At 37.4% G+C, this 23,676-nt stretch carries 19 protein-coding genes; 3 read left to right on the top strand and 16 right to left on the bottom strand.

The annotated features are described in order from the left end of the window. Positions 1-46 precede the first annotated feature (46 nt). The 4 genes from U8519_RS07330 to U8519_RS07315 form a co-directional block, all read right to left on the bottom strand. Positions 47-919 (bottom strand): hypothetical protein, encoded by an 873-nt coding sequence (locus U8519_RS07330; protein WP_334329667.1) that lies wholly within the window; start codon positions 917-919, stop codon positions 47-49. Between the two features lie 546 nt (positions 920-1,465). Further along, on the bottom strand, positions 1,466-2,425 hold the full coding sequence (locus tag U8519_RS07325; protein ID WP_334329666.1) for an ABC transporter substrate-binding protein: 960 nt from the start codon (positions 2,423-2,425) through the stop codon (positions 1,466-1,468). 100 nt (positions 2,426-2,525) lie between these two features. Continuing rightward, positions 2,526-2,669: a hypothetical protein gene (locus tag U8519_RS07320; RefSeq protein ID WP_334329665.1), complete on the bottom strand. Its 144-nt coding sequence runs from the start codon at positions 2,667-2,669 to the stop codon at positions 2,526-2,528. A gap of 116 nt (positions 2,670-2,785) precedes the next feature. After that, entirely contained in the window at positions 2,786-3,814 is a 1,029-nt protein-coding gene (locus U8519_RS07315) for an acyltransferase (RefSeq protein ID WP_334329664.1), read from the bottom strand. A 185-nt stretch (positions 3,815-3,999) separates the two neighbouring features. Between U8519_RS07315 and U8519_RS07310 the strand changes: the two genes are divergently transcribed. Continuing rightward, positions 4,000-4,944: an acyltransferase gene (locus U8519_RS07310; protein ID WP_334329663.1), complete on the top strand. Its 945-nt coding sequence runs from the start codon at positions 4,000-4,002 to the stop codon at positions 4,942-4,944. A gap of 479 nt (positions 4,945-5,423) precedes the next feature. Here U8519_RS07310 and U8519_RS07305 read toward each other — a convergent pair whose 3' ends face one another. The 7 genes from U8519_RS07305 to U8519_RS07275 form a co-directional block, all read right to left on the bottom strand. Further along, positions 5,424-6,293, bottom strand: a complete 870-nt coding sequence (locus U8519_RS07305; RefSeq protein ID WP_334329662.1) for a hypothetical protein — start codon at positions 6,291-6,293, stop codon at positions 5,424-5,426. Positions 6,294-6,527: 234 nt separating this feature from the next. Continuing rightward, a complete protein-coding gene (locus U8519_RS07300) occupies positions 6,528-8,789 on the bottom strand; it encodes a S8 family peptidase (RefSeq protein ID WP_334329661.1) in 2,262 nt (753 codons plus the stop codon). 4 nt (positions 8,790-8,793) lie between these two features. Then, positions 8,794-9,834, bottom strand: coding sequence for an AAA family ATPase (locus U8519_RS07295; RefSeq protein WP_334329889.1), 1,041 nt, complete (start codon positions 9,832-9,834; stop codon positions 8,794-8,796). A gap of 265 nt (positions 9,835-10,099) precedes the next feature. Continuing rightward, positions 10,100-11,605, bottom strand: coding sequence for an SLAP domain-containing protein (locus U8519_RS07290; protein WP_334329660.1), 1,506 nt, complete (start codon positions 11,603-11,605; stop codon positions 10,100-10,102). 294 nt (positions 11,606-11,899) lie between these two features. Continuing rightward, positions 11,900-13,219, bottom strand: a complete 1,320-nt coding sequence (locus U8519_RS07285; RefSeq protein ID WP_334329659.1) for a hypothetical protein — start codon at positions 13,217-13,219, stop codon at positions 11,900-11,902. Positions 13,220-13,470: 251 nt separating this feature from the next. Further along, entirely contained in the window at positions 13,471-13,701 is a 231-nt protein-coding gene (locus U8519_RS07280) for a DUF2922 domain-containing protein (RefSeq protein WP_334329658.1), read from the bottom strand. A 28-nt stretch (positions 13,702-13,729) separates the two neighbouring features. Further along, on the bottom strand, positions 13,730-13,936 hold the full coding sequence (locus tag U8519_RS07275) for a hypothetical protein (protein WP_334329657.1): 207 nt from the start codon (positions 13,934-13,936) through the stop codon (positions 13,730-13,732). Between the two features lie 602 nt (positions 13,937-14,538). Here U8519_RS07275 and U8519_RS07270 point away from each other — a divergent pair. Next, positions 14,539-15,432, top strand: coding sequence for a hypothetical protein (locus U8519_RS07270; protein WP_334329656.1), 894 nt, complete (start codon positions 14,539-14,541; stop codon positions 15,430-15,432). A gap of 47 nt (positions 15,433-15,479) precedes the next feature. Here the strand turns inward: U8519_RS07270 and U8519_RS07265 are convergent, their stop codons facing one another. Further along, entirely contained in the window at positions 15,480-15,737 is a 258-nt protein-coding gene (locus tag U8519_RS07265) for a Txe/YoeB family addiction module toxin (RefSeq protein WP_334329655.1), read from the bottom strand. Beyond that, positions 15,715-15,996 (bottom strand): type II toxin-antitoxin system Phd/YefM family antitoxin, encoded by a 282-nt coding sequence (locus U8519_RS07260; RefSeq protein ID WP_334329654.1) that lies wholly within the window; start codon positions 15,994-15,996, stop codon positions 15,715-15,717. The genes U8519_RS07265 and U8519_RS07260 overlap by 23 nt, the downstream gene beginning before the upstream one ends. A gap of 210 nt (positions 15,997-16,206) precedes the next feature. Here U8519_RS07260 and U8519_RS07255 point away from each other — a divergent pair, with 210 nt between their 5' ends. After that, the gene (locus tag U8519_RS07255; protein WP_334329653.1) at positions 16,207-18,030 is read left to right on the top strand and encodes an SLAP domain-containing protein; all 1,824 of its coding nucleotides are present in this window, start codon (positions 16,207-16,209) and stop codon (positions 18,028-18,030) included. Between the two features lie 696 nt (positions 18,031-18,726). Here U8519_RS07255 and U8519_RS07250 read toward each other — a convergent pair. From U8519_RS07250 to U8519_RS07240, 3 genes are all read right to left on the bottom strand, one after another. Further along, the gene (locus tag U8519_RS07250) at positions 18,727-20,205 is read right to left on the bottom strand and encodes an APC family permease (RefSeq protein ID WP_334329652.1); all 1,479 of its coding nucleotides are present in this window, start codon (positions 20,203-20,205) and stop codon (positions 18,727-18,729) included. Between the two features lie 33 nt (positions 20,206-20,238). Next, positions 20,239-21,600, bottom strand: a complete 1,362-nt coding sequence (locus U8519_RS07245) for an aspartate aminotransferase family protein (protein ID WP_334329651.1) — start codon at positions 21,598-21,600, stop codon at positions 20,239-20,241. A 170-nt stretch (positions 21,601-21,770) separates the two neighbouring features. Next, positions 21,771-23,495 (bottom strand): pyruvate oxidase, encoded by a 1,725-nt coding sequence (locus U8519_RS07240; protein WP_334329650.1) that lies wholly within the window; start codon positions 23,493-23,495, stop codon positions 21,771-21,773. Positions 23,496-23,676 lie beyond the last annotated feature (181 nt).

Here is a 23,676-nt window from a genome sequence, read left to right as displayed (position 1 = left end):
CATCAGAGGTATTCTTCTTTACGAATACTTCTGATGACGCCTATTATTATTTGATTCCTAAATTTAATCCCAAATAAGTAAACAATGATCTATGATTAATTTCAATTGAAGAGTTCTCACGAATAATTGCTTCATAATTGCCATCTTTACTAGATGGTCTAACTTCAATAATCAAAGAAACAGCTGGTTTCTTTGATGAAAAATCCAAATACTCTTTCAATTGTTTCATTCGATCAAATTCACCAATGGATTCTCCAACAAAATAATCCTCGTAGAAACTCACGATTTGATATTTGCCCCTAAAACCAATAACAAAATCAATACGGTTATTACGTAAAATTTTAATTTCTTCTAAAAATCCACCAAATTCCAACGTATCACCAATAAAATTATTGTCCAGATCACCTGGGAACTTATACTGCAATCTAATGGTTCGTTTCTGACCATTCATGTCAGATTCTGAGACTGACTTAATGTGCTTGTTTGTCGTAGGAGCAAGTTTAATTCTTTTACTCTTCTTAGTATTCTTGCCCCTAATTTTTTCAGTCTTATCTTTGTTAATATCTGGAGATGATTTTTGCGGCATTACACCGTTATTTTCGATCAGATCAAACATATGCCTATGTTTACTACGCTTCTCATTATCAGATAAATGATAATTTTCAGTCTCTCCGTTAACAATTTCAACTTCTTTTTCAACTCTTTTGAAATAGTCTTTGCAATTCTGTTTATGTGGCTCTCCACGATAAGTTCGCAAATATGCATGTGACTTGGATGTTTCACTACTAAATGTCAGTAAGCATCCACAAACGGGGCATTCTAAGTTTCCTTTAAAAGTGATACTAGGACCAGCTTTCACTAGCTCCTCTAACGTCATATCAACGTTTAAACTTCGTACATGTGCTTTTTTAATTTTCATTTAAAGCATTTCCTTTCTGGAAATGCAAAAAAATCAGTTAGGAATTTAAATCCCAAGAGTAATTTGTTATAATTGGTTTGTAGACAAGTATATTATCATATACTGAGGTCAATTCCTGTTGACTTCTGCATTTCCGAGTCAAGTAAGCTGCAACTTACTTGACTCTTTTTTTATATTCTTATTATACCATATGTTGTTGTTACAGTAATGCTACAAAACACACTTTTTGGACATATAAGACTTTTTTAGCCATTAACACCATTCCTACTAAATATGACTAAAAGTCCTTTAAAAAGCTTATAGAGTTAAAAATATGGTATTTATTTTGATTGATGTATTACGTTTTATATCAAATAAATTGCAAATACCATATATTGTGGTACAGATCTAGGCAGGACTAAATTTTCTGATGTTTGTTAGTAATTATCAATACACTTTTTATCACAATTTAAGAATTAAAAAGAAGCACATCAAAAGATGTGCTTCAGGTGTGATTTAGATCTACCAACACTATTTGACGTAGACTTTAATTAAAATCTACCAATATTATTTAACATTTTTAATCTTAACTTGATACTTCTTCAAACTAATCTTACCCTTGTACAACTTCTGACTCTTAGCATACTTAAAGGCCTTGTTGAAGTCAGACTTCTTAACCTTATGAACCTTCTTCATTGAAACATCTTCCTTACCCAAGTAACCACGGGCCTTATCAGATGTACCGAAGTCAGCTAAGATGTTGTAAGTCCAAGCGAAACCATTCTTATTGAACGCTTTGATACCTTGGTTAGCAGTGTCGATCAAGATTCTAGTTGAACTAGCATTCTTACTCAAGAAGTCCTTAGAGAAGATCAATACGTTTCCGTTATCCTTCTTCAAAGATTGCTTGTTAAGAATCTTAGCACCGTTAGCCTTAGCTTCACTGATCCATGGGTCAGCAGCAACAATAGCGTCAACTGATCCATCCTTCAAGTCACTCACACGAGTTGCTTCAGGATCAACGTACTTAAGCTTAACGTCCTTGAGCTTCATCTTGTTCTTCTTAAGAAGTTGCTTCAAATAATACTTACTACCATCATTCTTATTAACGGCAATGGTCTTACCCTTTAACTTCTTAACGTTCTTATACTTCTTGTTAGCAGCTAAACCGTAGTAACCAGGCATTGTACTACCGATCTTCCAGTTAGCCTTCTTGGCGAATGAAGCATAATTTACCAAATCTGTGACAGCAACGTTGACTTCGCCACCAGTAATGGCATTGTCTAAGTCTGCAGTTGAATCATACGACTTCAATTCAACTTCAATGTTATTTGTTTGGAACAAATTAGCTTGCTTAGCAATGTACAATGGCAATGCTGAAACATCCTTAGTTGTACCAATAACTATCTTGGTCTCACCTGCCGCATCAGCAGCTTGAGCAGTCTTAACATTCATCAATGATAATGAACCCAGAACCATGACAAGCGTTGCCAAAATCAATCCTATTTTTTTAATAATACGTGACATACAGATTATTCTCCTCTCGCATTCACTAGTATTTATCATACCAGTTTGCGAAAATATTGGCACCGTTGTTGAACAAAAATAATAATAAATAATCGCAGTTTTATTTTTTTAAACAATTACTTATCAATATTTCATGACGAGAACCATCTGGAGAAACAAATGCTGATTCTTCATTTTCTGGTGAAGCAGTTACCGGTAAACCATACTCTTTAGCCACTTCTAAAATTTTATCTCTATCATACATAAGTTTCACCTCCATAATAATTATATTGTACATATATTCTTAGCGAAATATGCCTGAAATGCTCAAAACAAATAAAAAATTTCTCAATATTAACTATCGAGAAATCCACATCAACTTTACATGAAATACTTATTAACCAGCGGTATCTTACTCATGATCCAAACTGAAATAATACATACTACTATCGAGATACCAAAGACCGCAATATAATTCATCGGATTGACAATACTCTGGGCTAGGGCAATCACGATCCCGTGTATCAAGTAAATACCATACGTCAATGGAGCAAGCCACTCTACAACTACTTGTACTTTAACCGGATACTTACCTTCAAACTTCTTCAAGATCAAGAACAATGAACTGGCCAAGATCGGCAACAAGATCGAAGTTGGAAATCCTGACAATGGCATCTGTTGTAACGAATATCTAGCAACGATGTACATATTGATGATAGCCACTAACATACCAATACTGAAGATACTTACGTGTAACTTCAAGTTGATCTTCTCTTTGGCAATATTAGATAATTTATAACCCAAGATGAAGTAACCACCCATATTAGATAGGAACATCAAGCCATTGCCGTAAGCATTGAAGTACGTACCCATTTCTGGAGGCAATGAATTGACCATACCTGACAGAACGATATTAGTGATATACCACAAGATCAAGATATAGTTGATCGTCGACTTATTAGCACCGTCCACGAATGTCTTGATAGCTGGCGAAAGCAAATAGAACCCTAACAATGGATACAGGAACCAATATGCCGTGATCACAGGCTGATTGTAGATCATCGCAATCTTCTTCAAGATCAGATCCAACTTGAAGCCGTCACCGACTATCTGGAAGAAGAATGCCGAAATAATCGTCCAAATCACAAATGGCACCCCGATCCTAACTAGACGATGCTTGAATAAATACTTCAGATCCTTAGTCCTAGAACTGTTCAGGATCGTTACCCCACTGATCATATAGAACAACGGTACCGCTACTTCCGAGACCGTCTCCAAAATATTAGCCGGTGCCCACAATCTAGAACCTTGCCCCGAAACTATCATATTAGTACACGTGTGAACAAAGACCACGGCCAACATAGCCACGTCCCTGATCACGTCAATATAAATAACCCTCTTATTTCTCATACTTTCTAAAAATTCCCCATGTTTAATATTAATAATTATACATGATATTCATGAAGAAAATCCAAGAAATTAAGGCAAAGCTGCCGATTTGTAAAAAAGTATTAGATTCTTCCACCGCTCGATTAACCAAAACCCAAATTACTGTATAATTGAATAATACTAAAAATATATCGAGGCTCTAATTTATGAAACGTAAAAGGATCATCTATATTGATATAATCAGAGTCGTTGCCATGTTGGCGGTCGTCTTCGCCCATTCATGTGCCAACATCCTGATTGCAGGACCGAGGGCAAGTCTGTGGGCGCCCGCGAATATCTTAGTAACAGTTACTGAAATAGCCGTGCCGCTCTTCTACATGATCAGCGGGGCAACAATTCTCAATAGTAACAGAACCAAAGACTTGAAGTATTTATTCAAACATCGATTAGTCAGGATCATCCTACCCTTCGTGATCTGGACGATTATCTCAGCTGTCTTCTTCCAGACGATCAACGAAGGCCTCAATCTCCACGCTATCGTAACAAAAGTAGCAATGATCTATCATCAACCAGTACTGATGGCATTCTGGTTCCTCTATCCATTGATTGGATTCTACCTAGTGTCACCTGCTATCAAAGCATTCATCGATAACACCAATAAGTCAACGATTAATTACATCTTGATCCTGTGGTACATCACCAATATCGTCTTACCGGGAATGGTCAATTCACTACCCGATACGACCGGTGCTTACTTCAGTGCCTATGGCAATGGCTTAATGTTCCTATCTAACAAGATCGGCTACTTCATCTTAGGTTATGTCTTGTCAAACCTTGCCAATGATAAGATCAAGTTAAAACTACACCTAAGCGTCTTCAGTATTGGCATGCTAGTGGCTATCATCAATATGTATGTGATCAGTCGATACTCCTTACAACAAAAACCACTGGCAGGATTCCCTACCGCAATTCTCTTACCAATTCTAGCAAGTTCACTCTTCTTGATCCTGAAGAAGTTCGAGAATAATTATCCAATGAAACTACAAAGCCCCATTGAATCAATTGCTCCATTGACTTACGGCGTCTACCTGTCACACGGAATCGTGATCGATCTCGTACAACGGATTATCGATCCACTGATTATCTACTAGTGTTCCCAATCGCAATCATTATCTGTCTAGCCTTAGTCTGGGCATTGAGTAACATACCATTTATTAACAAGTACTTCATATAGTAAAAGGAAGACCAAAATTTCTGATGTTGGTGAGTAATCATCAACATCTTTTTTGTTTTTTTAAATTAAATGTAAACAAAAAATCATAATTGCTTAATTAATTATTATATGCAATATAAGTGGTATTGGTAAAAGTGGAACAAATAAATAACAATTATAAATGGGAATATAACCATTTAAAAGACTATAAATCTAACAGAATATGTAAAAATCATTCAATTCATATTTATATCATAATATTAAAGAATTCAATTGATTCAAGAATAAAAAGAAGTACATCATTTGATGTACTTCTAGTGTGATTTAGATCTACCAACACTATTAATATAAACTACGAAAACAACATTGGATAATTTTTCACACAATTTCATATATTTAAAGAAAGCATTGAATACGCTAATTATCATTTTTCTTCTTTGAATTATCTTCAAGTTTCTTCAAACGTTTATTTCTATTAATGAGAGATATTTTCTCAGATCTTGTTAAATAATCTATAAGCTCATCATAACTTATATCTTGAATAACTTTAATAAGATAATCATGATCGGTATATCCTTGATTTCTTATCCATTTCTTAAATTCTCCAATATTCATTTCATCTAAACCATTCTTGACGTTCATTGCATTAAATTTTGGTCTCCAAAACTTATAAAGAAAGTTTGATGCTGAATATGGCAATTCTTTTACAAGCAATTCTTCAGGTACTATTAAATGAAATTCTTTTTTACCAGGGCATTTTGCGATTGTTATCAATATTTTATCCCATTTTTCTGTTTCGGAATTCCATGCCTTTGTCTCTTTTTGAAGAGTAGACAAACCATATTGGTTTGCAACTAATTCAGTATAATCACTAATTTGCTTTATCATCAACACAATCAGTAAATCCGAATTCATATCGGGACCATAACCATAAACAAAAACCGGTGAAAAAATATTTCCATGTAATAGTTTGATGATATCACCCTTATCCTTGAATAAATCTAGAATCTCAAAGAACTTATCGTCTGCAATTCCTCGACCATTACTACCATTTTTAGAATGTCCTAGACAAGGATAGTAGCTTTTCTCGGATAGATTAGAAAAATTATGGACAACCGTCTCTTTTTGATTTAATTCATATTTTCGGCCATTGTATTCCATAAAGTTATCAATATTCAATCGTGCGTCTTTACCATCAAAGCCATTACATGATAATACCAAATTGTAATCAACATATAGTAGATCATCTGAATTATCAGAATTAATATGATATTTATATTTATTCATTACGTTATCTCCTTATTACTAATTTATAATATGAAAATAAAAACGTAAAATTTAGGTAAAGGGCTTTAATTATCCTAATTTATCTAGTAGTATAATTATGTAAAAGTTAACTATACTATTTACTTGCGGAGTTCACTAGACTTCGCTTTTTTATTTTCATTTTTAATATGTTTTTAAATTTATTTAAAATTAATTACAGCATTAAACCACCCCCTAAAATCAATTAATTGAATCTTACTTATTCCAATCAACATCTAAGTCTTCATTTACGGTTTGGTAAATATTAACTCTTTGATCTACATCAATGCGATTGACCAACCAACCTTTTAGGCTGAATTTTTGTATAAAATCTTCAATCCTATTAGTGCCATTTATTTCCTTTAACGTAACTACAACTCCAAATTTTATATCTTCACCATCTCCAGCACGCAATCTTTCTTTGGTCTTAATACTCATGCCCCACATTTCATCGTTAGAATGATAAACTTTACGCGCCACTGGGGTATCTTTGATTACATCACTTATATGTTTAACATTATCCCATTTTTTAAACATCTTACGTGCGTCTTTCTCAGTTAAATACCCTAATTCATTATCAAGACTTTGCCGGTTCTTATCGACACTGTCAATATCCCCATTATTCTTTATTCTTCCGAAATAAATATCCAATTCAGTATTAGTATAGTCTACACCCTGGTTTCTTGAGCATTTTGGAAAGTAGCACATTGTAACTTTAGTCAGAAATGGATATTTATCTTTATAAGTTGGAATCGGAAAATTATAAGCATAGGTATTATATTTTTCTGACTTTCCAGATATGAAAAATTTTATCTCGTCACTTGGGGAATTCAATATGTTTTCAATTCTAACCGGTACAATTCCATGGCCCAGCAATATATTTGCTGAGTCTCTTTTTTTATTCCAGCCAATGGCCGCATCAACTATCAATGCTTTAGCAACTTCTCGATCAATTCCTATAACATCTATCATATAAGATAGTTTTCTAGCAATCCATGGTGCTGCAAATGATGTCCCACTCACTGGGCGAACTCTAGAATCATAGTATGCATAGAGTGGTTCATCTTCAGTACCTCCATAATAACTAACATCAGGCTTAACAAAGAACGACAAAACAGGACCTTTTCTTGAATAATCTGCTGGATTACCACTTCTATCAACCGAATTAACTACCAAAGAATTTATAGAATCAGCCGGTGCACCTATTCGTATGATATTAGTCGTAGCATCACTTAGATTAGTGCCGGATATAACAAAAATGACACCGTAATCAAACTGTATTTGATCTAATATTGCTCCCTCGGCAGATATAAAATCTCTTTCTATTTCCTTCTTATCTCCCAATGAAAAATTCCACACATTTATGTCAGGATTAGATGCGACTATTTCTTTAACACTTTGAATTATGCTGAAAGAAGAGAAAGATTTTCCAAGTGAAACTCCAAAATGCCTTACCTTGAATCTTCCACATCCATCATCTAAATCTGGGTTCAAGTTTGGTCCATCAACAATTATTGAGGTTACAGCGGTTCCATGGAAGTAATCGGAATCGGTTGTTGAAATATTTCTATTAATTTTTTTATCATATTGTACCCAATCCGCAAAATAGGAATTTGTATCAAACAACGTATCTATAACACCAATAGTAGGTTCATTATCAGGAACGGGTATATCAGGTATATCATTATTTGACATCTCAACGTCAAAATCACTAGGATCCAGCTTAGTTAAGTCTTCGGTCGCCATTGCAACTAAATAGGGAGCATTCTGTAACAGAATCCTTAAATTATTTTCATCCAAAAGTACAGTAGTTCCATTCATAATGTTATTATCTGAAATATTAATACCAATACTTTTCAGCATATCTATTACATTCGTATTAGTATCATAAAGCGAAATAATTGATTTTCCTTTCACATCTGATACATCTTTATCTAGATAAAATTTCTCCACAAAGTATGAGTCAACCACTATTTTTTGAAAATTTGATTTTGCTAAACCATATTTTTTAAAATCAATTTGTTCATGTGTTAATGGTGAATTAAAAGTATCATTGTCTACTTTTCCGTTAAACTCATTATCCATAATATCGATGGCTTTATTCAATTCCATCAACGAATTATTTAAGTTATCCAATTGAATATAGTGAGTAATGATATGTTTCATTTTCTTCTTATCGTTAAAATTGTTAAACTTTGCCCCAACAACCGTATCATTAGGAAGAATTTTACCTTTATTAGAGAATAACCTACTAATACGATTACTTTTTGCTGCAACTTTAATATACAAAATACTAATTAAGGCTCCTTGTATGATCTTATTATTATTCCAATATTTAAGTAGTCCATTTAACTCGTCAAGTAATTTTCTCATCTTTTCAGAAGATATGGTACTTCCGACAGGTAACTTAGGAGCTCCCGGACGACCACTATTTGCTTTTTGAGTAAATTGACCTTTTAACTCTAAAATATCGTTCATACTATTATCCCCTTAATTCTCTAGAGATTTGGCTTTTTGAAATCCCCGTTAGAATTTCCATTTCTCTAAGTGTAAATCCCAAATCATGCAATTCGTATAAATCAAAATCCCCATTTTTTTTAACGGCATCTTTTAATAATCTATTCAAATAGTCATACTTGTTAGAAGGATCACTAAATGCTAATGCAATTTTAATATCATTTTTTAATTCACCTGGACTTGGTATAGGATTAATCAATTTTACGATTTTCTTAAATAATTTCATATCCCTACCTGCATCTTTAAAAAATTTTAGTTGGTTCTCCAGTATACTTACTGCTATTGAAACCAAGTCATCCTCCGAATATCTATCAAAACTTATCACTTTATCAAAGCGTCTAGTAATTGCCCTGTCAAAATTTGAATATAAATTTGTCGTTCCCATAAGTAATATTTCCGGATTAAGAATATCTAACTCTTTTAGAACTGTTGATGTTACCCTCCCCATTTCCCTAGAGTCATTATCATTCATCCTATCCAATGCAATTGCATCGAATTCGTCAAATAACACAATTATTCGATCAGGTCTTGGAGCTTTATTTATCTCATTAAAGACTTCGACAATGTTTTTAGGTGTTTGTCCAAGCTTGCTATCCACTAACTGGCTAAGTTCAACGGTATAAAGTTGCCTTCTAAGTAACCTTGCTATCTGCTTAACTGTTTCTGTCTTGCCAGTACCAGGAGCTCCTTCCAATAAAAATTTATTCACTCCAACATGGTGATTGACGGCATTGATTACACCTTGTATATCTTCTGAAATAGATTTAGGCAGTGGTAATGGTGAGGGTTCTTCATCATCAACTTTTCTTAGAAATTTACTCTCAAATACAGTTCCTTGGGGAACAAAATTATTTGTTGTAGAAATTAATCCTATAATATATTGTGACAGCTGGCTATCACCAATAGAATCAAAATATCTTGCCATATTAATGGATGTATTTCTAAATTGAATGTCATTATTTTCAAAATGAAATCTTATTAAATCGATGATATCCTTCTTCTTCAATGTCATACTTACTCACCTCAGTTGCCATAATATCAAATTTTAAACACTATGTAAAGTTTTGGGACAAACTAAATTCATAATGGGACACATTACTAATAAAACACTCATGATTTAATCCTATCAACACCATTTGGCGTAGATCAAAAAAAGCATCTCCAGAAGGAGATGCCTTTAAGTTCAAAATCACTCATCAATACGATTTGACAAAGAGCAAAAAAAAAGAATCCACAAAAGTGGATTCTTTAAATCAAAAACTAACCATAGACTAGTTATTTGAGTAGTTAACACCTGTACCTTGTTGTAGCCATTCGTTTGTAGCTACACGGTAGTATGTATTACCTTCTGCATCTTTAGCAGTATTAATTACGTGCCATGCAGTACCAGGCATCAATGAACGGTTTGTAAGAACCTTACCATCCTTGTTGTATAGGAAGTATACATAGTTACCAGCATCTAATGTAGCAGTGCCGTCAACCTTTGTAATATCTGTTAATGCACCAGTTGATGTTGATGTGTCTCCATCTTTAACAAATGTTACACTATCAGCGTCGATCCATTCACCAGTAGCAACACGATATTGTTTGTTGCCGTTAGCATCTGTACGAACGGCATTTGTCTTCCATGCAGTATTTGGTTGTAATGCACGGTTTGTGATTGTCTTGTTATCATTGTTTTGTAGTGTATAGTATGAAGCATCATTCTTTGTTGTAACAACACCAGAAACTTTTTCTGTTGTCCAGCTTGCATTTTGTGAAACTTTAACTTCACGAACAAATGTTAATGTATTGTCATCAGTAGCATTCAATGAAGCTTCTGTTTGAGCTGACATTGTTGCACCATTAACTGTTACAGAGTAGTTGTCTTCACCAGCAAGGTAGTTATCAACGATACTCTTAGCAGTAACTACGTTACCTTCTGAATCGTTGCCTAACTTACCAGACTTAAGTGTGATTGTAACTGGTTGGTAATATGTAACATCAGCATTTCCAAATGTTGAGTCTGAATATACATCAGTTTTTTCGTCATTTGTGATAGCTGCTTTAAGGTTCTTGTACAATAGACCTGCTTTTGTAGTAGTTGCATCGTTATCTAATTCAATTGTGTTTCCATTTTGATCCTTAACAACACCATCAATTGTTGATGATAATTGTGTATCAACAGTCTTTGAACCATATGCAACATCAAGTGGGTTTGTGTATGAAACATTCAATGCCTTAACTTCTGAATAATTGTTATCATTTGTTAATGTGAATGTACCTGTTAGTGGTGTTTGAGCATCACCATCTTTGTCACCATACTTAATTGTGTATGCATACTTGATGCTACCATTATCTTTAGCAACAGCAGCAGCTAATGTTGTGTAATCATTTGAGTTGATCTTGTTGTTGTTTGAATCAACTGCATAAACTTTAACTTGTGCATCAACATTCTCGTCAGCCAAAACAGCTGAGTTTGATGCTGAAATACTACCATTTGTAATACCTAATGCTAAGAAGTCAGCAGCTGACATATATGTGTCATATTGAGCGTCTGTCAAAGCAGTTGGGTATGTACCGTTAGTACTGTTATCACCATAAGTTGTGTTAACCATAACACCCTTAAGTGCATTTACAGCAGTAGTAATATTATCGTTTGTGATTTCATTTGCAGTAGCAGCAGCAGTAGTAGTATCTTCTGTGCCTGCAGCTTGTGATACAACAGGAGCAGCAACTGGGGCAACAGTTAGAAGTGTTGCAGCAGCGATTCCTGCATATTTAATAGATTTTTTCAATGTTAATCCTCCCCTGGACTACAAGAATTTATTATTTAATTTGTTCAGTGGGCTATCCCACTGACAATCATTATATGAAACTCCGGCTCTTGAATCAACCATTAATTGAAAAAGGTTAGCATTTGTAATATTTCTGTATTATAACTAACAATTTTGTAACATTCCTGTATTAACAGGACTCACAAAGCGCAGAAACATTATTATGCTACTCTTCTTTATTAATGGCTTGTTCAAACTGCCTACTCTTATAATAGTCGATTCAGGACAATCCCTCAAGGTTAATCCATGAATTATTTAATTTTTTTTGGATTTATAAACATCATTTGGTATTACTAAGTAGATCCACGCTAACAGTGATATAACGGCAACACTCAAATAGACAGTTCTATTCGCATAATTTGTAGTTAGCGTCACGTTAGTATAGGCATGATCTGCCTGCCAGCGTAATCCTCCTCGACTGCTTCGACTAGCTGGGACTTTTTCACCGTTTATTTTTAGTATCGTTCCACGATAATAAGCTACTGGTAGATCGATAACTGTCTGTGATTTGATATTCTCGAATTGATACTGATTACCTTCAGGTGTAATAGCAGGCTTCATTGTCAGCTTCTTGCCATCGACAATTGCTACATGCTGTTCTATCTGGGCAATCGACTGTTGAGACTTCTTAGGAATGTATTGTTCCAAGTAAGAATCAGGAATCTCGCCTTTATTGATCATTTCATTAGTGATCACTAGATCATCCCTAGACAGCAGTGTCTGATCGATCGACTTATTAAATGACAGCGACCACAGACTGCAATTGATAACCACAAACATCCCTGCAACTATCCACCAAATTTTAAAACTATAATTCTGAACAGATAACTCGATCACCTTGGCAGCAATCACACTAGTGAACAAGGTCGTAAACATCAAGATCCTAAATGGGAATTGAATAGCGTGGATCGGGGTATGTTGCAATAAGCTCCACGGGAAGGTATTCGTTGCCAGCAAGAAACTCACGATCGAAATCCAATAGATTATTCGATATTTCTTCTCGAATTGCTTGTAGAACAATAATCCGATAACTAATGTTAATAACAAAATCGTTCCAATATTATATACATTACCCTCAATAGCTCGATAGCTAGTGTTCTGAAAACTAGCAGTCACAAGTGCGGTTATACTCTCACCCTTCAAGCGATAAGTACTGAAGTTGTACACTACTGCGAAGATGATCGCCTGCTTGGTAGAATGTGAGAATGACTTCATCGAATAATGACTGATCAAAAAAGAAATAAAAAAGAAAAACGCTAATCCTGCGTAATATATAGTAACGGGATCAGTTATCAAGAACGAGATCATTGCGAATGGCAGCAACGTGACCCACGGATAGAAGATGTTGATTCCATAGCCGATCAGACCAAAGTTGTTGATCGATATCGTAGGTATCGTATGCGCATCCCTGATCGAATAGATGATATTTTGCATTCGTTGAAATTGATAGTAAATATCGTCCCCATTCCAAACAAAGCTCCTCTTGATCGTTAGCAGCATAAAAAGCGTCAGCCCGAGATATAAAAGACCGAGCAAAACTATTGAAGTCCCCCGACTACGTGTTATTTTTTTCAAAATTGTTCCCCTAAGCATATTTGTTATCTTTAATTCTATATTACTTGTAAAGTGATTAATACTTTTTAATGAGAAAAAGCCCACAACTGGTTGGTTGTGGGCTTGGGGTTGGGTTGTGGTTCTATTCTGAAATGAATTGCACAAAACAACTTCTTCCGCTTACTACGGATAAGTGATGCACCAACTGTGTTGGCACCTCCCTTATCTTAGGCAGTGCTCAGAATCTCCCGGCTTTCTCCGCTCTCTAGCGTTTAAACAGCCAAATCTTCTGAAAACAAATGCGTTTCAGTACGTTCCACATATTTGGCAGCAGAGACTTTTGTATATAAGCCAATACCGTCTTTTTCAAATAATTGGCTAGCCACGATCTTGTCCATGGCCTTTCTAACTGTGGGTGTGTCGAGATCATCACGCACGTAGTTCAATACTAAGTTGCGCTTTTGACCTTTTGATGTCTTGAATGTTAGTTGTAGTTTCTTCATATAATATGTCCTCTTTTCTTATTTTGAATTAGTCAGTTGCAATGTCTGTGTGCTTAACGATTTCTGCTTTAACAAATGTATCTCCATCAGAGAGCATTGCTAAGGCATCAGAGAATAGTGCAATTTGTTCCTTAGTTGGCTCTTGGACTACATTGTTGAACGGCTTAACCTTCTTACCGCCAATATATTTGTCGTTCGCCATTGTTACATTAATAGAAGTTCTTTTCCAGCTCATTTGATTTACCTCGATTTTTTAATTTAGTAAGGAACTTATCGGCCGTTTAAGTTGCTTACATAAATAGTAACGAGTGAGAGTGGCAAAAACGGAAATGATTTTTGAATTTTTTTTAATTGTAGTTTGCGGATTCTGCTGTTAGAATGTGCGTGTATTAAAAATACGATAAAAAAGTGTGTCCTACCGTCACAGCTCCACATAAGTGGTGACAAAGATAAGCATCTAAAAAATATAGACCACGACCTCTGACAGTCTAGGTGGTCTATTTTTTTATATCTTTTTACACATTCCTATACTTAAAAGCAATCCTTACTTTAACAACCCCATTTAGCTGGAGGACAGCAGTAATGGAATCAGTAGCAAAAGTGGTGTTAATGCGGGTGGTTTCCCAGCATTTACAGCACTGGACGTCTTTCTTGATTTGCGGTCCATGCAAAGCAAGAAAGCAAAGTCTGAGACCGCTTTGTGGCTCAGACTGGTCCTGCTACAGATGGAATTACTGCTGTCCGGAAGCGGAATCCCTCCACCAACAAAACCGCCAGATATTTTTGAATAACAACTTAACATGGTATAATTCAGTCAGCATCTTTAGGAGGAATTATATGAAAAAAGCACTAGCACTACTCGCAACAACTGCTGTTGGTATCTTGCTCGTTGGTTGCAGCAACGGATCATCGTCTGCCTCATCATCAAGTTCTAACAACAATAATGAATACAAAACTGAGATGTCTAAGGGTAACAAGGCTGTAAATAAAAAAGATTATGAAACCGCAGCCGACCATTTCGAATCCGCAAATGAAGCTAAAAACACTAAAAAATCCAAGGCATCTAAGATCCAAGCCGACAAGTTAGCTGACGCTATCGAGGATATGAACGACCGTGAATTCTCTGATGCGAAGAAGTCATTAACTACCGCTAAGAATCAAACTAACGGTAACGAAAAAATGACTAGTCATTCTAAGAAGTTGTTATCACAAGTCAAGACTATTATGAGAAGACGTAGTGATTACAAGGCTAACATCAAGACCGCTAAGGAATTGATCAAGGCCAACAACAATGACCAAGCTCGTACATTACTTGAACAAGTAACTAAGGCTGATGGCATCAAAGGCAAGTATTACTCAGATCTTTACAAGAAGGCTAAGAAGTTACTAGATAACCTTCCAGCTAGTTCTGCTACTTCTGAGAATTCTACTGCTGATAGTAACAGTAACAACGATTCTGAGAACTCAGACGCTAGCGCTACTAACTCAAATGACAACAACACCGATGACAGCAACAACCCTGCTGCTAACGGTGACTTCGATGTTGAAAAACGTGAAGTTGACGGTAACAAGATCACTGACGCCGACATCGCTAAAGCTAGACAAGATCTAACTGATCAAGGTGTTAAGAACGTTGCAGCTTGGAGTGACAATGATATCGTTCGTGCAATCAAGAACGCTGCCGCTGACGGTAGATCAACTATCAAAGCTTCAGACGCACAAGTAAGATAATTTATAGATATTAAAGGAGCAAGCCAAATGACTTGCTCCTTTTGTGTTTAATAATGATCCATTATTGAAAAAATATATAATTGATTATCCTTTACAAGGTACACCAGTCGATGTTCCACAGTAATTCTTCTTGACCATTTACCTGTCAAACTATACTTCAATGGTTCCGGCTTACCTAATCCATCAAATAGATGTCTATCAATATCTTTTATCAAATTATTTATTTTTCGAATTAGTTTTTTATTACCTTGATCTAACAAATACATATATTGATTCCAGGCTTCATCTGACCACGTTTTTTTCATCTTTGTCCTCAATTAATTCGTGCTCTTTAAACTTACCCTCAGCAAATTGCTTATCTGCCTTACGTAATCTTTCCATTAATTTCGTATTAGACATAATTCTCATTGTCTCAGTCATAGAATCATAATCATCTTTTGACATAACTACAACATCATCCTCTTCTTTCTTATTAGTAACGATTAACGGCTCTGAATTCTGGTTTACTTGTTTAAAATACTTTTTTAAATTTTGACGAAAATTTGAATAAGATACGGCTTCCATATCATTTACCTCTTACACATATTTGTACAATTTTTAAAAACCATTTTCAACAATTGTAAATCAAAAGTCCCGTCTAAAAAATTACGAAATTTCTTGTAAAAAATATTCCAAAACCTTAAAGAATCATAAAGAAATCCCCGATTAATTGTTTAAATTTCAGCAAGGTAATACGATGAAGCTAGATATGCGCAATTAGGAGGGAATTTTATCATGAAGAAGAAATCGCTACTTCTTGGTACGGCAATGGCAGTCTTGCTGTCACCGGGAATATTAAATAACTTATCAGCTCAAAATACTGATGCAGCTTCCAACTTAGTCGGTGTCGTCAAACGTGGTGGCGGTACGCTCTATGATGCAAATGGTAAGGCCATCGGTCGCAGCCTTGATAACTTCACTTCTTGGCAACTTGGTCAATCAACCGTTGTTGGTGGAGTTACCTATTATAAGGTCGCAACTAACGAATGGCTGCGGGCTGATGCTATCGAGATCCAAGGTAGTACCGGTACTAATACCAATGCCAACACCACTACAACAGCAACTAAAACACCGGGATACATCGGACGTATCCTCAAGGGTGGAACTGTTTCCGTCGATGACAACGGCAAGTACACCGGACAAGTCTTCGCCAACTACACTGCTTGGCAATTGAGTGCTAAGAAGACTATCAACGGTGAAACTTACTACAAAGTTGCCACTAATCAATGGATCAACGCTTCGGCGATGACTGTTCGTGATGCTGGTGGCGTTCTGGTCAATGAGTCGATCAATTCAACCACGATCACTAAGACTCCAGGCTACATCGGAACTGTCAACAAAGGTGGAACTTTGTCGTATGACGACAACGGCAATCTGACAACTAACGCCTTTGGCAACTACACTTCTTGGAAGCTAGATGCCAAGAAAGTCGTCAACGGTATTACCTACTATCGTGTTGCCACTAATCAGTGGATCAACGCTTCGGCAATGACTGTCAATGATAGTACTGGCAAAGTTATCAACGCTACCGATACAACTGACCCAAGTGTTGACCCAAACGCCAATGCTTCTACTGGCATAACCAAGACAACTGGCTATATCGGCGCTGTGATCTCAGGAACTAATTCCTACGATGACAATGGTAACCCGACCGGCAAGTTCTACAATCAAAGTTCCAGATGGCAACTAACCGGCACTAAGTCGATCAACGGGGCACAATATTACCGTATCGCTACCCACGAATGGCTCTTAGCTTCATCGATCAACGTTTACGATGCTTCCGGCAATGCTGTTAACAATTCAACATCAACTTCATCTAATAAAGTCGGCAAAGTTATCAACTACGCTGAAATATTTAACGATCAAGGTGTCTCAACTCAGTACGTCCTAACTAAAGATACCGAATGGAACATTGTCGATTCGAAGACTATCAACGGCGTATTGTATTACAAAGTTGCTGACAACGAATGGATCAAATCCGACACCGTCACCGTTTCAAACGTCGACAACACAACATCGCCAACTGTTAAGTACACCATAACCACATTAGCCGGTGCTCAAATCTATGACACTTCAACTAATTCATTCTCATCAGATACCAATCCATCCGGAACAACTTACAACGTTCTAAACGTTACTTATAATAAGAACAAAGAATATTTCTTCCAGATCGGACCTAACACTTGGATCTCAGCCAAGTATGCTTCAGTCAAGGATAATGATATTTATCAAAACGCAAACTACGAACCAGAATTCTCATTGAGTGCTACTGGCGGTTCTACGAATACAAATACCAATACAACCGTTACAGCCAAAGTCGGTACTGTCATCAATGGCGGAACTTACTTCTACAACGATTCAACTAACGGCTACGAGACAACACCAGTAGCTGCGGGAACCAGCTGGCAGATCTTCCGGATCGTCAAGAATTCCAAAGGTGAACTATTCTTCAAAGTCGGCAGTCACGAATGGTTAGACGGTGCTCATTCCACTTTGAATTTCAATCTGAGTGACGTAACAATCGAAACAGACAGTAATTTTGGTATTACTAATAATTAATTTTTGATACTTCACAGATTCTTCACAGATGGGGTTTATATTATAAATATAAACAAACTACAAATAATAAAGTATTAAGGATTTCTCCCTGATATAGCAAGACACCTCTTTCATGTTGGAGGTGTCTTTTTTTATGCCGCCTCCGGGAAAAAACACGGAAGCCGCAATGTGGACCGAATCAAGCCAAGGTCTTGATTCTCGATTTTGAACTTTGCATAAACCGCAAATTTCAAAATACGTCCAGTTATGTAGGCGATAAATCGCCAACATAACTCTCACTGCGGGCTTCCGTGTTTTTTTCCTCCGGCTAGTTTGGCTGTTATTTCTATTTAAAAAAGATGCTTAAACCACTTAATTTGAGTTTAAGCATCTTTTTTAGATTTAAATCTTTTTCATCCAGTAAACTGCATAACCCTACCAAATCTAGTTCTAACCACAAAAAAACTATAAGAAAAAATCCGCCAACGGCGGATTTTAGAATTATAAAAGGTAAACACTACCTAGCCGAAGGGTGAAAATGATGAGGCCTGCAGTGGCAGTGGAGTTAGCGATTTATCGCTTACTCCACAAGACGTATTTTGAAATTCACGGTCTGCGTGAAGTTCAAAATCGAGGGACAAGACCTTGGCTTGTCCCGGTCTCACAGCAGCCTCATCGCTTTCACCCGTAGGCGGCATAGAAATAAACAATTAATTATCAATCCTCAACAACATCATCAACCTTACCAGCAGCCTCTTCCTTCTTAGCCTTCTTGCCAAGATAAGAATGACGCATACCATAAGAGAAGTAGATAACCAAACCAAGTGCAAACCAGATCCCAGCATATAGCTTAGCGTCGTAATCCAAACCCCAGAAAACGAATAAAGCGCCTAAGAACCCAAGAGCTGGCATAACTGGATAGAATGGCATCTTGAATGCAGGAACCGGCAAGTCCTTACCTTCACGTCTGCGCAAAGCGTAGATACCTAGAGAAACAAACATAAAGGCAATCAAAGTACCAGCTGAGATCAACTGTGCTAAGAATGCGAATGGACACAAAGCACCGATGATGATACCGATAATCGTTAAAGCAGATAGAGCGTGATTAGGAAGATTGTTCTTGTTCAACTTACCTAACCAGCCTGGTAACATACCATCACGTCCGAATGAATAGATCAAACGTGATCCAGCTAACATCATTCCGATCAAAGCAGTGAACATACCAATAACGGCAATCGCTTGAATCGTACTAGCAATAACTGGATGTCCGGCATGACGTAGTGCCCAGCCAACAGGTTCAGCATTGTTAGCGTAATCTGAATAATGGAACATCCCTACTAGAACCAAGGCAACAGCCACGAACAAGACAACGGCGATTGCAAGTGAACCTAGGATACCACGTGGCATTGTTTTGCCAGGATCCTTAGCTTCAGCGGAATTAGCGGCGATCGAATCAAATCCGATATATGATAAGAAGATCATTGAAACACCGGCATAAATTCCTTGCCAACCACCAAAGGCAGTTCCGTCAGCATTAACGTGATACTTAGGAATGAATGGAACGTAATTTTGAATATGAATGGCAGTCAAACCAACGACGATAAAAGTCAATACAGCTAAAACCTTTAGAACAACTAAGATATTCTCAACCTTAGCCGCACCAGAAACACCTTTTGACAACAACCAGGCAACGGCTGCTAGAACGATAACGGCAGTGATATCGAGGATCCCACCGTTGACACCCATTGTATTAGAGATGGCGTTCGGGAACTTGATTCCTAACGGCAACAACAGTCCTCTGAAGTTGGCCGATAATCCCGAGGCAACGAACGCCACGGCAATGAAGTACTCAGCTAACAGTGCCCAACCGGCGACCCAGCCGAAGAATTCACCAAACATAACATTGATCCACGAATACGCAGACCCTGCGAACGGCATGGCTGCAGCCATTTCCGCATAAGCGAAAGCAACAAGTCCGGCAACGATTGCGGCTACCAAGAATGAAATGGCAACGGCAGGACCGGCATGTTGTGCGGCAACAACTCCGGGCAGTGTGAAGATAGAAGTTGAAACAATTGTTCCGACACCTAAGGCTAAGAAATCCTTAACTGTTAAGACACGCACCAAATGTGAGTCCTTATCTTCGTAAATACTCGGATCTTCTTTTAATGTTAATCGTTTAAAAAAACCACTCATATAATTTCCTCCTAAAATTATCCTATTATATGTTTACCAGCCGACTTTTCCTGCTGGTACAACTACCTCATCATTTTCAGCAGCGGTGATGGCTGCTTCTAGAACGTCTAGGACTTTGTCCAGTTGCGCTCTTGTAATTACCAACGGTGGTTGGAATCTCAGAATGTTTCCTTTCAGAGTAATGATGACTACTCCGTGTTGGAAGGCGTAATAGATAACTTTGGTAGCAAAATCTGAATCGGGAGCCTTGGACTCTTTGTCCGTAACTAATTCAATTCCGCCATTCAAGCCATACATTCTGACATCGCCGATTTCTTCGAATTTTTGTTGCATATCTAAGAAACGCTTCTTAACATATTCCCCGTCTTCGGCTGATTTTTCAAGTAATTTTTTCTCATCTAGGACATTTAGTGTTGCCAGTGCCGCTGCACAACAGACAGGATTACCAGAAGTTGTGAAGAGATGGGCTGGAGAATCGAGACTCTCCATGACTTCCTTCTTACCGATAACGGCACTCAGTGGCATCCCTGAAGCAAGTGATTTACCAACAGACATCAAGTCGGGTTCGATGTCTTTGAATTGTTGAATACTCCACATTTTTCCAGTGCGTCCCATGCCTTGATTGATCTCATCAACGGCGAAGAGGATCCCATTCTCGTGGCAGAATTGATAAACCAACTGCATGAATTCTTCTGGAGCTTTGCGAATACCTCCATCCCCTTGAATCGGTTCGATCAGTACACAAGCTGTTTCATCAGCTGGCAAGAAAGTTTCGAATGGTTGTTTGAACTCTTCAAAATATCTCATTGCCACATCGTGAACTGTTTCGCCAGGTAAGCGACGATACAAATCTGGATAAGGAACGTGAACTACTCCGGGAAGTAGTGGTCCCATCTTGCGTGTCATATTCAAACTAACTCCGGAAAGTGTCATGGAGCCGTAAGTAGAACCATGATATGAGTCCATAAACGACACGATGTAAGGACGACCTGTGTAAGCACGGGCAAATTTGATAATAGCATCGTTAGCATCTGAACCTGAATTACCAAATGTGACTTGCTTAGGTGAGCCCGGCACGAGCTTAGACAGTCGTTCCGCCAACTCTTGTTCTGGTTGATGGTGGAAATAACCTGGAGTATAGTGAATCAGCTTTTGGGCTTGATCTTGAATCGCCTTGACGACTTCTTCATTTGTATGTCCGACGTTGATTGCTGAAGCACTCGCCAGGACATCAATATACTCATTTCCATCGACATCAACTAATGTTGCATCGTGTGCGTGGTCGATTACTAAATCGTAGTAATCCATCCGAGCTGATTTAGCGTAAAATTTATTTTCACGTTGAATCAATCGGTGAGCCTCCTCATGATCATGATCTACTTTTTGCGCATCCATAATGACACCCCCTGTATTGTTTGGTTGAAATATTGTTATTCTAATAGTTTTCTAATTTACTTGCAATAGTTTTTATTAATTTGTAATAATTCACTTGAATTTAGGGGAATAAAAAAGGGAAATCACATTAGATTGTGATTCCCCTTTTATTAGATTTAATTTAATTTAGCTTATAAGAAAGATCTGAGGATCTCTTTCATTGGTGGCAATTCTGGCATCGACTTCTGATCGATCAAGTGACCCATGCCGAACTTAGCGTAACCCTTGGCTTCGTCCATAACGATCTTACCAGGCAATGGTGCTTCATCAGTTACGGCGACATTTAGAACGACTGGACGATCAGTATTCTTATACTTCTCCAGTGCTTGTTCGTATTCTTCGTTAGTTGTGATGTTCTCACCGATTCCGCCACAAGCTTCAGCGAACTTAGCGAAGTCAATATCTGGCAGGCTAATACCATAATTCTGTTGTCCAGCTGATTGTTGTTCGTACTCGATGAAGGCCAACAACTTGTTATTCAAGACTGTGATCACCATTGGTAACTTGTATCTGACTGCTGTCGCAAAGTCTTGCATGACCATGGAGAAGGCACCGTCACCGGCGACAGCATAGACTGGGCGATCAGGCATCGTCATCTTAGCTGCGATCGCACCAGGTAAGGCGCAACCCATCGTTCCTAACCAAGCTGAGATAGTGTATTTTTGAGTTGGTTTGGCATCGATGAATCTGGCACCAAAGGCTGTTGAAGTTCCGACATCGATTGAGAAGACAGCATTGTCAGGAGCTACAGTTGATAAGTCGTGGAACATCTTAGATGGCAAGACACCCTTGTGTGACTTGCTGTAAACATCTTTCATCCATGAACGCCACTGTGCCATATGGCTGACAGCTGTGTTCAAGAAAGGACGTTCTTCAACTTCATCACCGAGTTCCAGCATCCGTTTGAGGACTTTTTGAGTCTCACCTTGAATGGCGACATTAACACGATGACGTTTACCGAGTTTATCACCATTGATATCGACTTGAATCGCATCGATCTTGTGATTTAAGTATGGTGCGTAAGGATAGTCAGTTCCAAGCATGATCAAGAGATCAGCTTTTTGCATCATCTCATAGGCGGCTTTGGTGCCCAGTTTACCTAATTGTCCCAAGTTATATGGGTGGTCATCAGCGACCATTCCTTTGGCAGGCATTGTTTGAATGATCGGCAGCTTGAACTTCTCAATGAATTCAAGTGTCTCCTTCTTGGCATTTCTAATACCAGTACCGGCTAGAACGATCGGGTTAGAGTGGATCTTCATTAGATCCAAGGCAGCTTTAATCTCCTTGTCATCTACTTGATAATCTTCCATCTTGAAGTTATCAACGTTGGCGGTGAAATTATCAGAGATCATATGATCTGGAATATCATCGGGAATCGTTAATACGGCAACTCCTTGCTTAGAATAGGCGGTACGGATAGCTTCATCCACTATACGTGGCAATGATTGTGGATCCATGATCAGCTTGTTGTAAACTGCCACATCATCGAATAAGACGTGAGTATCAACTTCTTGGAAGAAGTCAGTATTCAACATTTTGGATTGGACTTGTCCTAAGATGGCTAGAACTGGTGCGTGATCCATCTTGGCATCATACAAACCGTTGAGCAAGTGAATGGCACCCGGTCCACCAATCGAGAGACAAACTCCGATTTTACCAGTTAATTTAGCTTGGGCAGCTGCAGACAATGCCGCAACTTCCTCATGCAAAACATGTGTGAATTTGATCTTATCTTGCGCACGATACATGGCGTCGATCGTAGTATCGACCGAATCCCCTGGTAAACCAAAAATATTGTCAATCCCCCATTGACTCATTATGTCGATCATCTTATCTGAAGCACGAACTTTCATATATAGACACTCCCTTAATTTATAATCATGAATACCATACCACAATTATTTCACAATCAAAATAGATAGCTCAAACTATACAAAACGGGCAGTACCATACCATGACAGATATGATTGTGAATTTTTTGTTTTAACCTAACAATATATTTGTGGTAAAATTTTGTTATTATAGAGGTATAGA

It is taken from the genome of Companilactobacillus sp. HBUAS59699 (assembly GCF_036913575.1).
In the GTDB taxonomy this organism is placed as follows: Bacteria; Bacillota; Bacilli; order Lactobacillales; family Lactobacillaceae; genus Companilactobacillus.
Note: the sequence above shows the minus strand (reverse complement) of the source record. Positions and strands in the feature narration are given on the sequence as shown.

Bases quoted from the DNA above. Each gene is read 5' to 3' on its own strand.
- U8519_RS07330 (WP_334329667.1), bottom strand. From the start codon at position 919: ATGAAAATTAAAAAAGCACATGTACGAAGTTTAAACGTTGATATGACG.
- U8519_RS07325 (WP_334329666.1), bottom strand. From the start codon at position 2,425: ATGTCACGTATTATTAAAAAAATAGGATTGATTTTGGCAACGCTTGTC.
- U8519_RS07320 (WP_334329665.1), bottom strand. From the start codon at position 2,669: ATGTATGATAGAGATAAAATTTTAGAAGTGGCTAAAGAGTATGGTTTA.
- U8519_RS07315 (WP_334329664.1), bottom strand. From the start codon at position 3,814: ATGAGAAATAAGAGGGTTATTTATATTGACGTGATCAGGGACGTGGCT.
- U8519_RS07310 (WP_334329663.1), top strand. From the start codon at position 4,000: ATGAAACGTAAAAGGATCATCTATATTGATATAATCAGAGTCGTTGCC.
- U8519_RS07305 (WP_334329662.1), bottom strand. From the start codon at position 6,293: ATGAATAAATATAAATATCATATTAATTCTGATAATTCAGATGATCTA.
- U8519_RS07300 (WP_334329661.1), bottom strand. From the start codon at position 8,789: ATGAACGATATTTTAGAGTTAAAAGGTCAATTTACTCAAAAAGCAAAT.
- U8519_RS07280 (WP_334329658.1), bottom strand. From the start codon at position 13,701: ATGAAGAAACTACAACTAACATTCAAGACATCAAAAGGTCAAAAGCGC.
- U8519_RS07275 (WP_334329657.1), bottom strand. From the start codon at position 13,936: ATGAGCTGGAAAAGAACTTCTATTAATGTAACAATGGCGAACGACAAA.
- U8519_RS07270 (WP_334329656.1), top strand. From the start codon at position 14,539: ATGAAAAAAGCACTAGCACTACTCGCAACAACTGCTGTTGGTATCTTG.
- U8519_RS07265 (WP_334329655.1), bottom strand. From the start codon at position 15,737: ATGAAAAAAACGTGGTCAGATGAAGCCTGGAATCAATATATGTATTTG.
- U8519_RS07260 (WP_334329654.1), bottom strand. From the start codon at position 15,996: ATGGAAGCCGTATCTTATTCAAATTTTCGTCAAAATTTAAAAAAGTAT.
- U8519_RS07255 (WP_334329653.1), top strand. From the start codon at position 16,207: ATGAAGAAGAAATCGCTACTTCTTGGTACGGCAATGGCAGTCTTGCTG.
- U8519_RS07250 (WP_334329652.1), bottom strand. From the start codon at position 20,205: ATGAGTGGTTTTTTTAAACGATTAACATTAAAAGAAGATCCGAGTATT.
- U8519_RS07245 (WP_334329651.1), bottom strand. From the start codon at position 21,600: ATGGATGCGCAAAAAGTAGATCATGATCATGAGGAGGCTCACCGATTG.
- U8519_RS07240 (WP_334329650.1), bottom strand. From the start codon at position 23,495: ATGAAAGTTCGTGCTTCAGATAAGATGATCGACATAATGAGTCAATGG.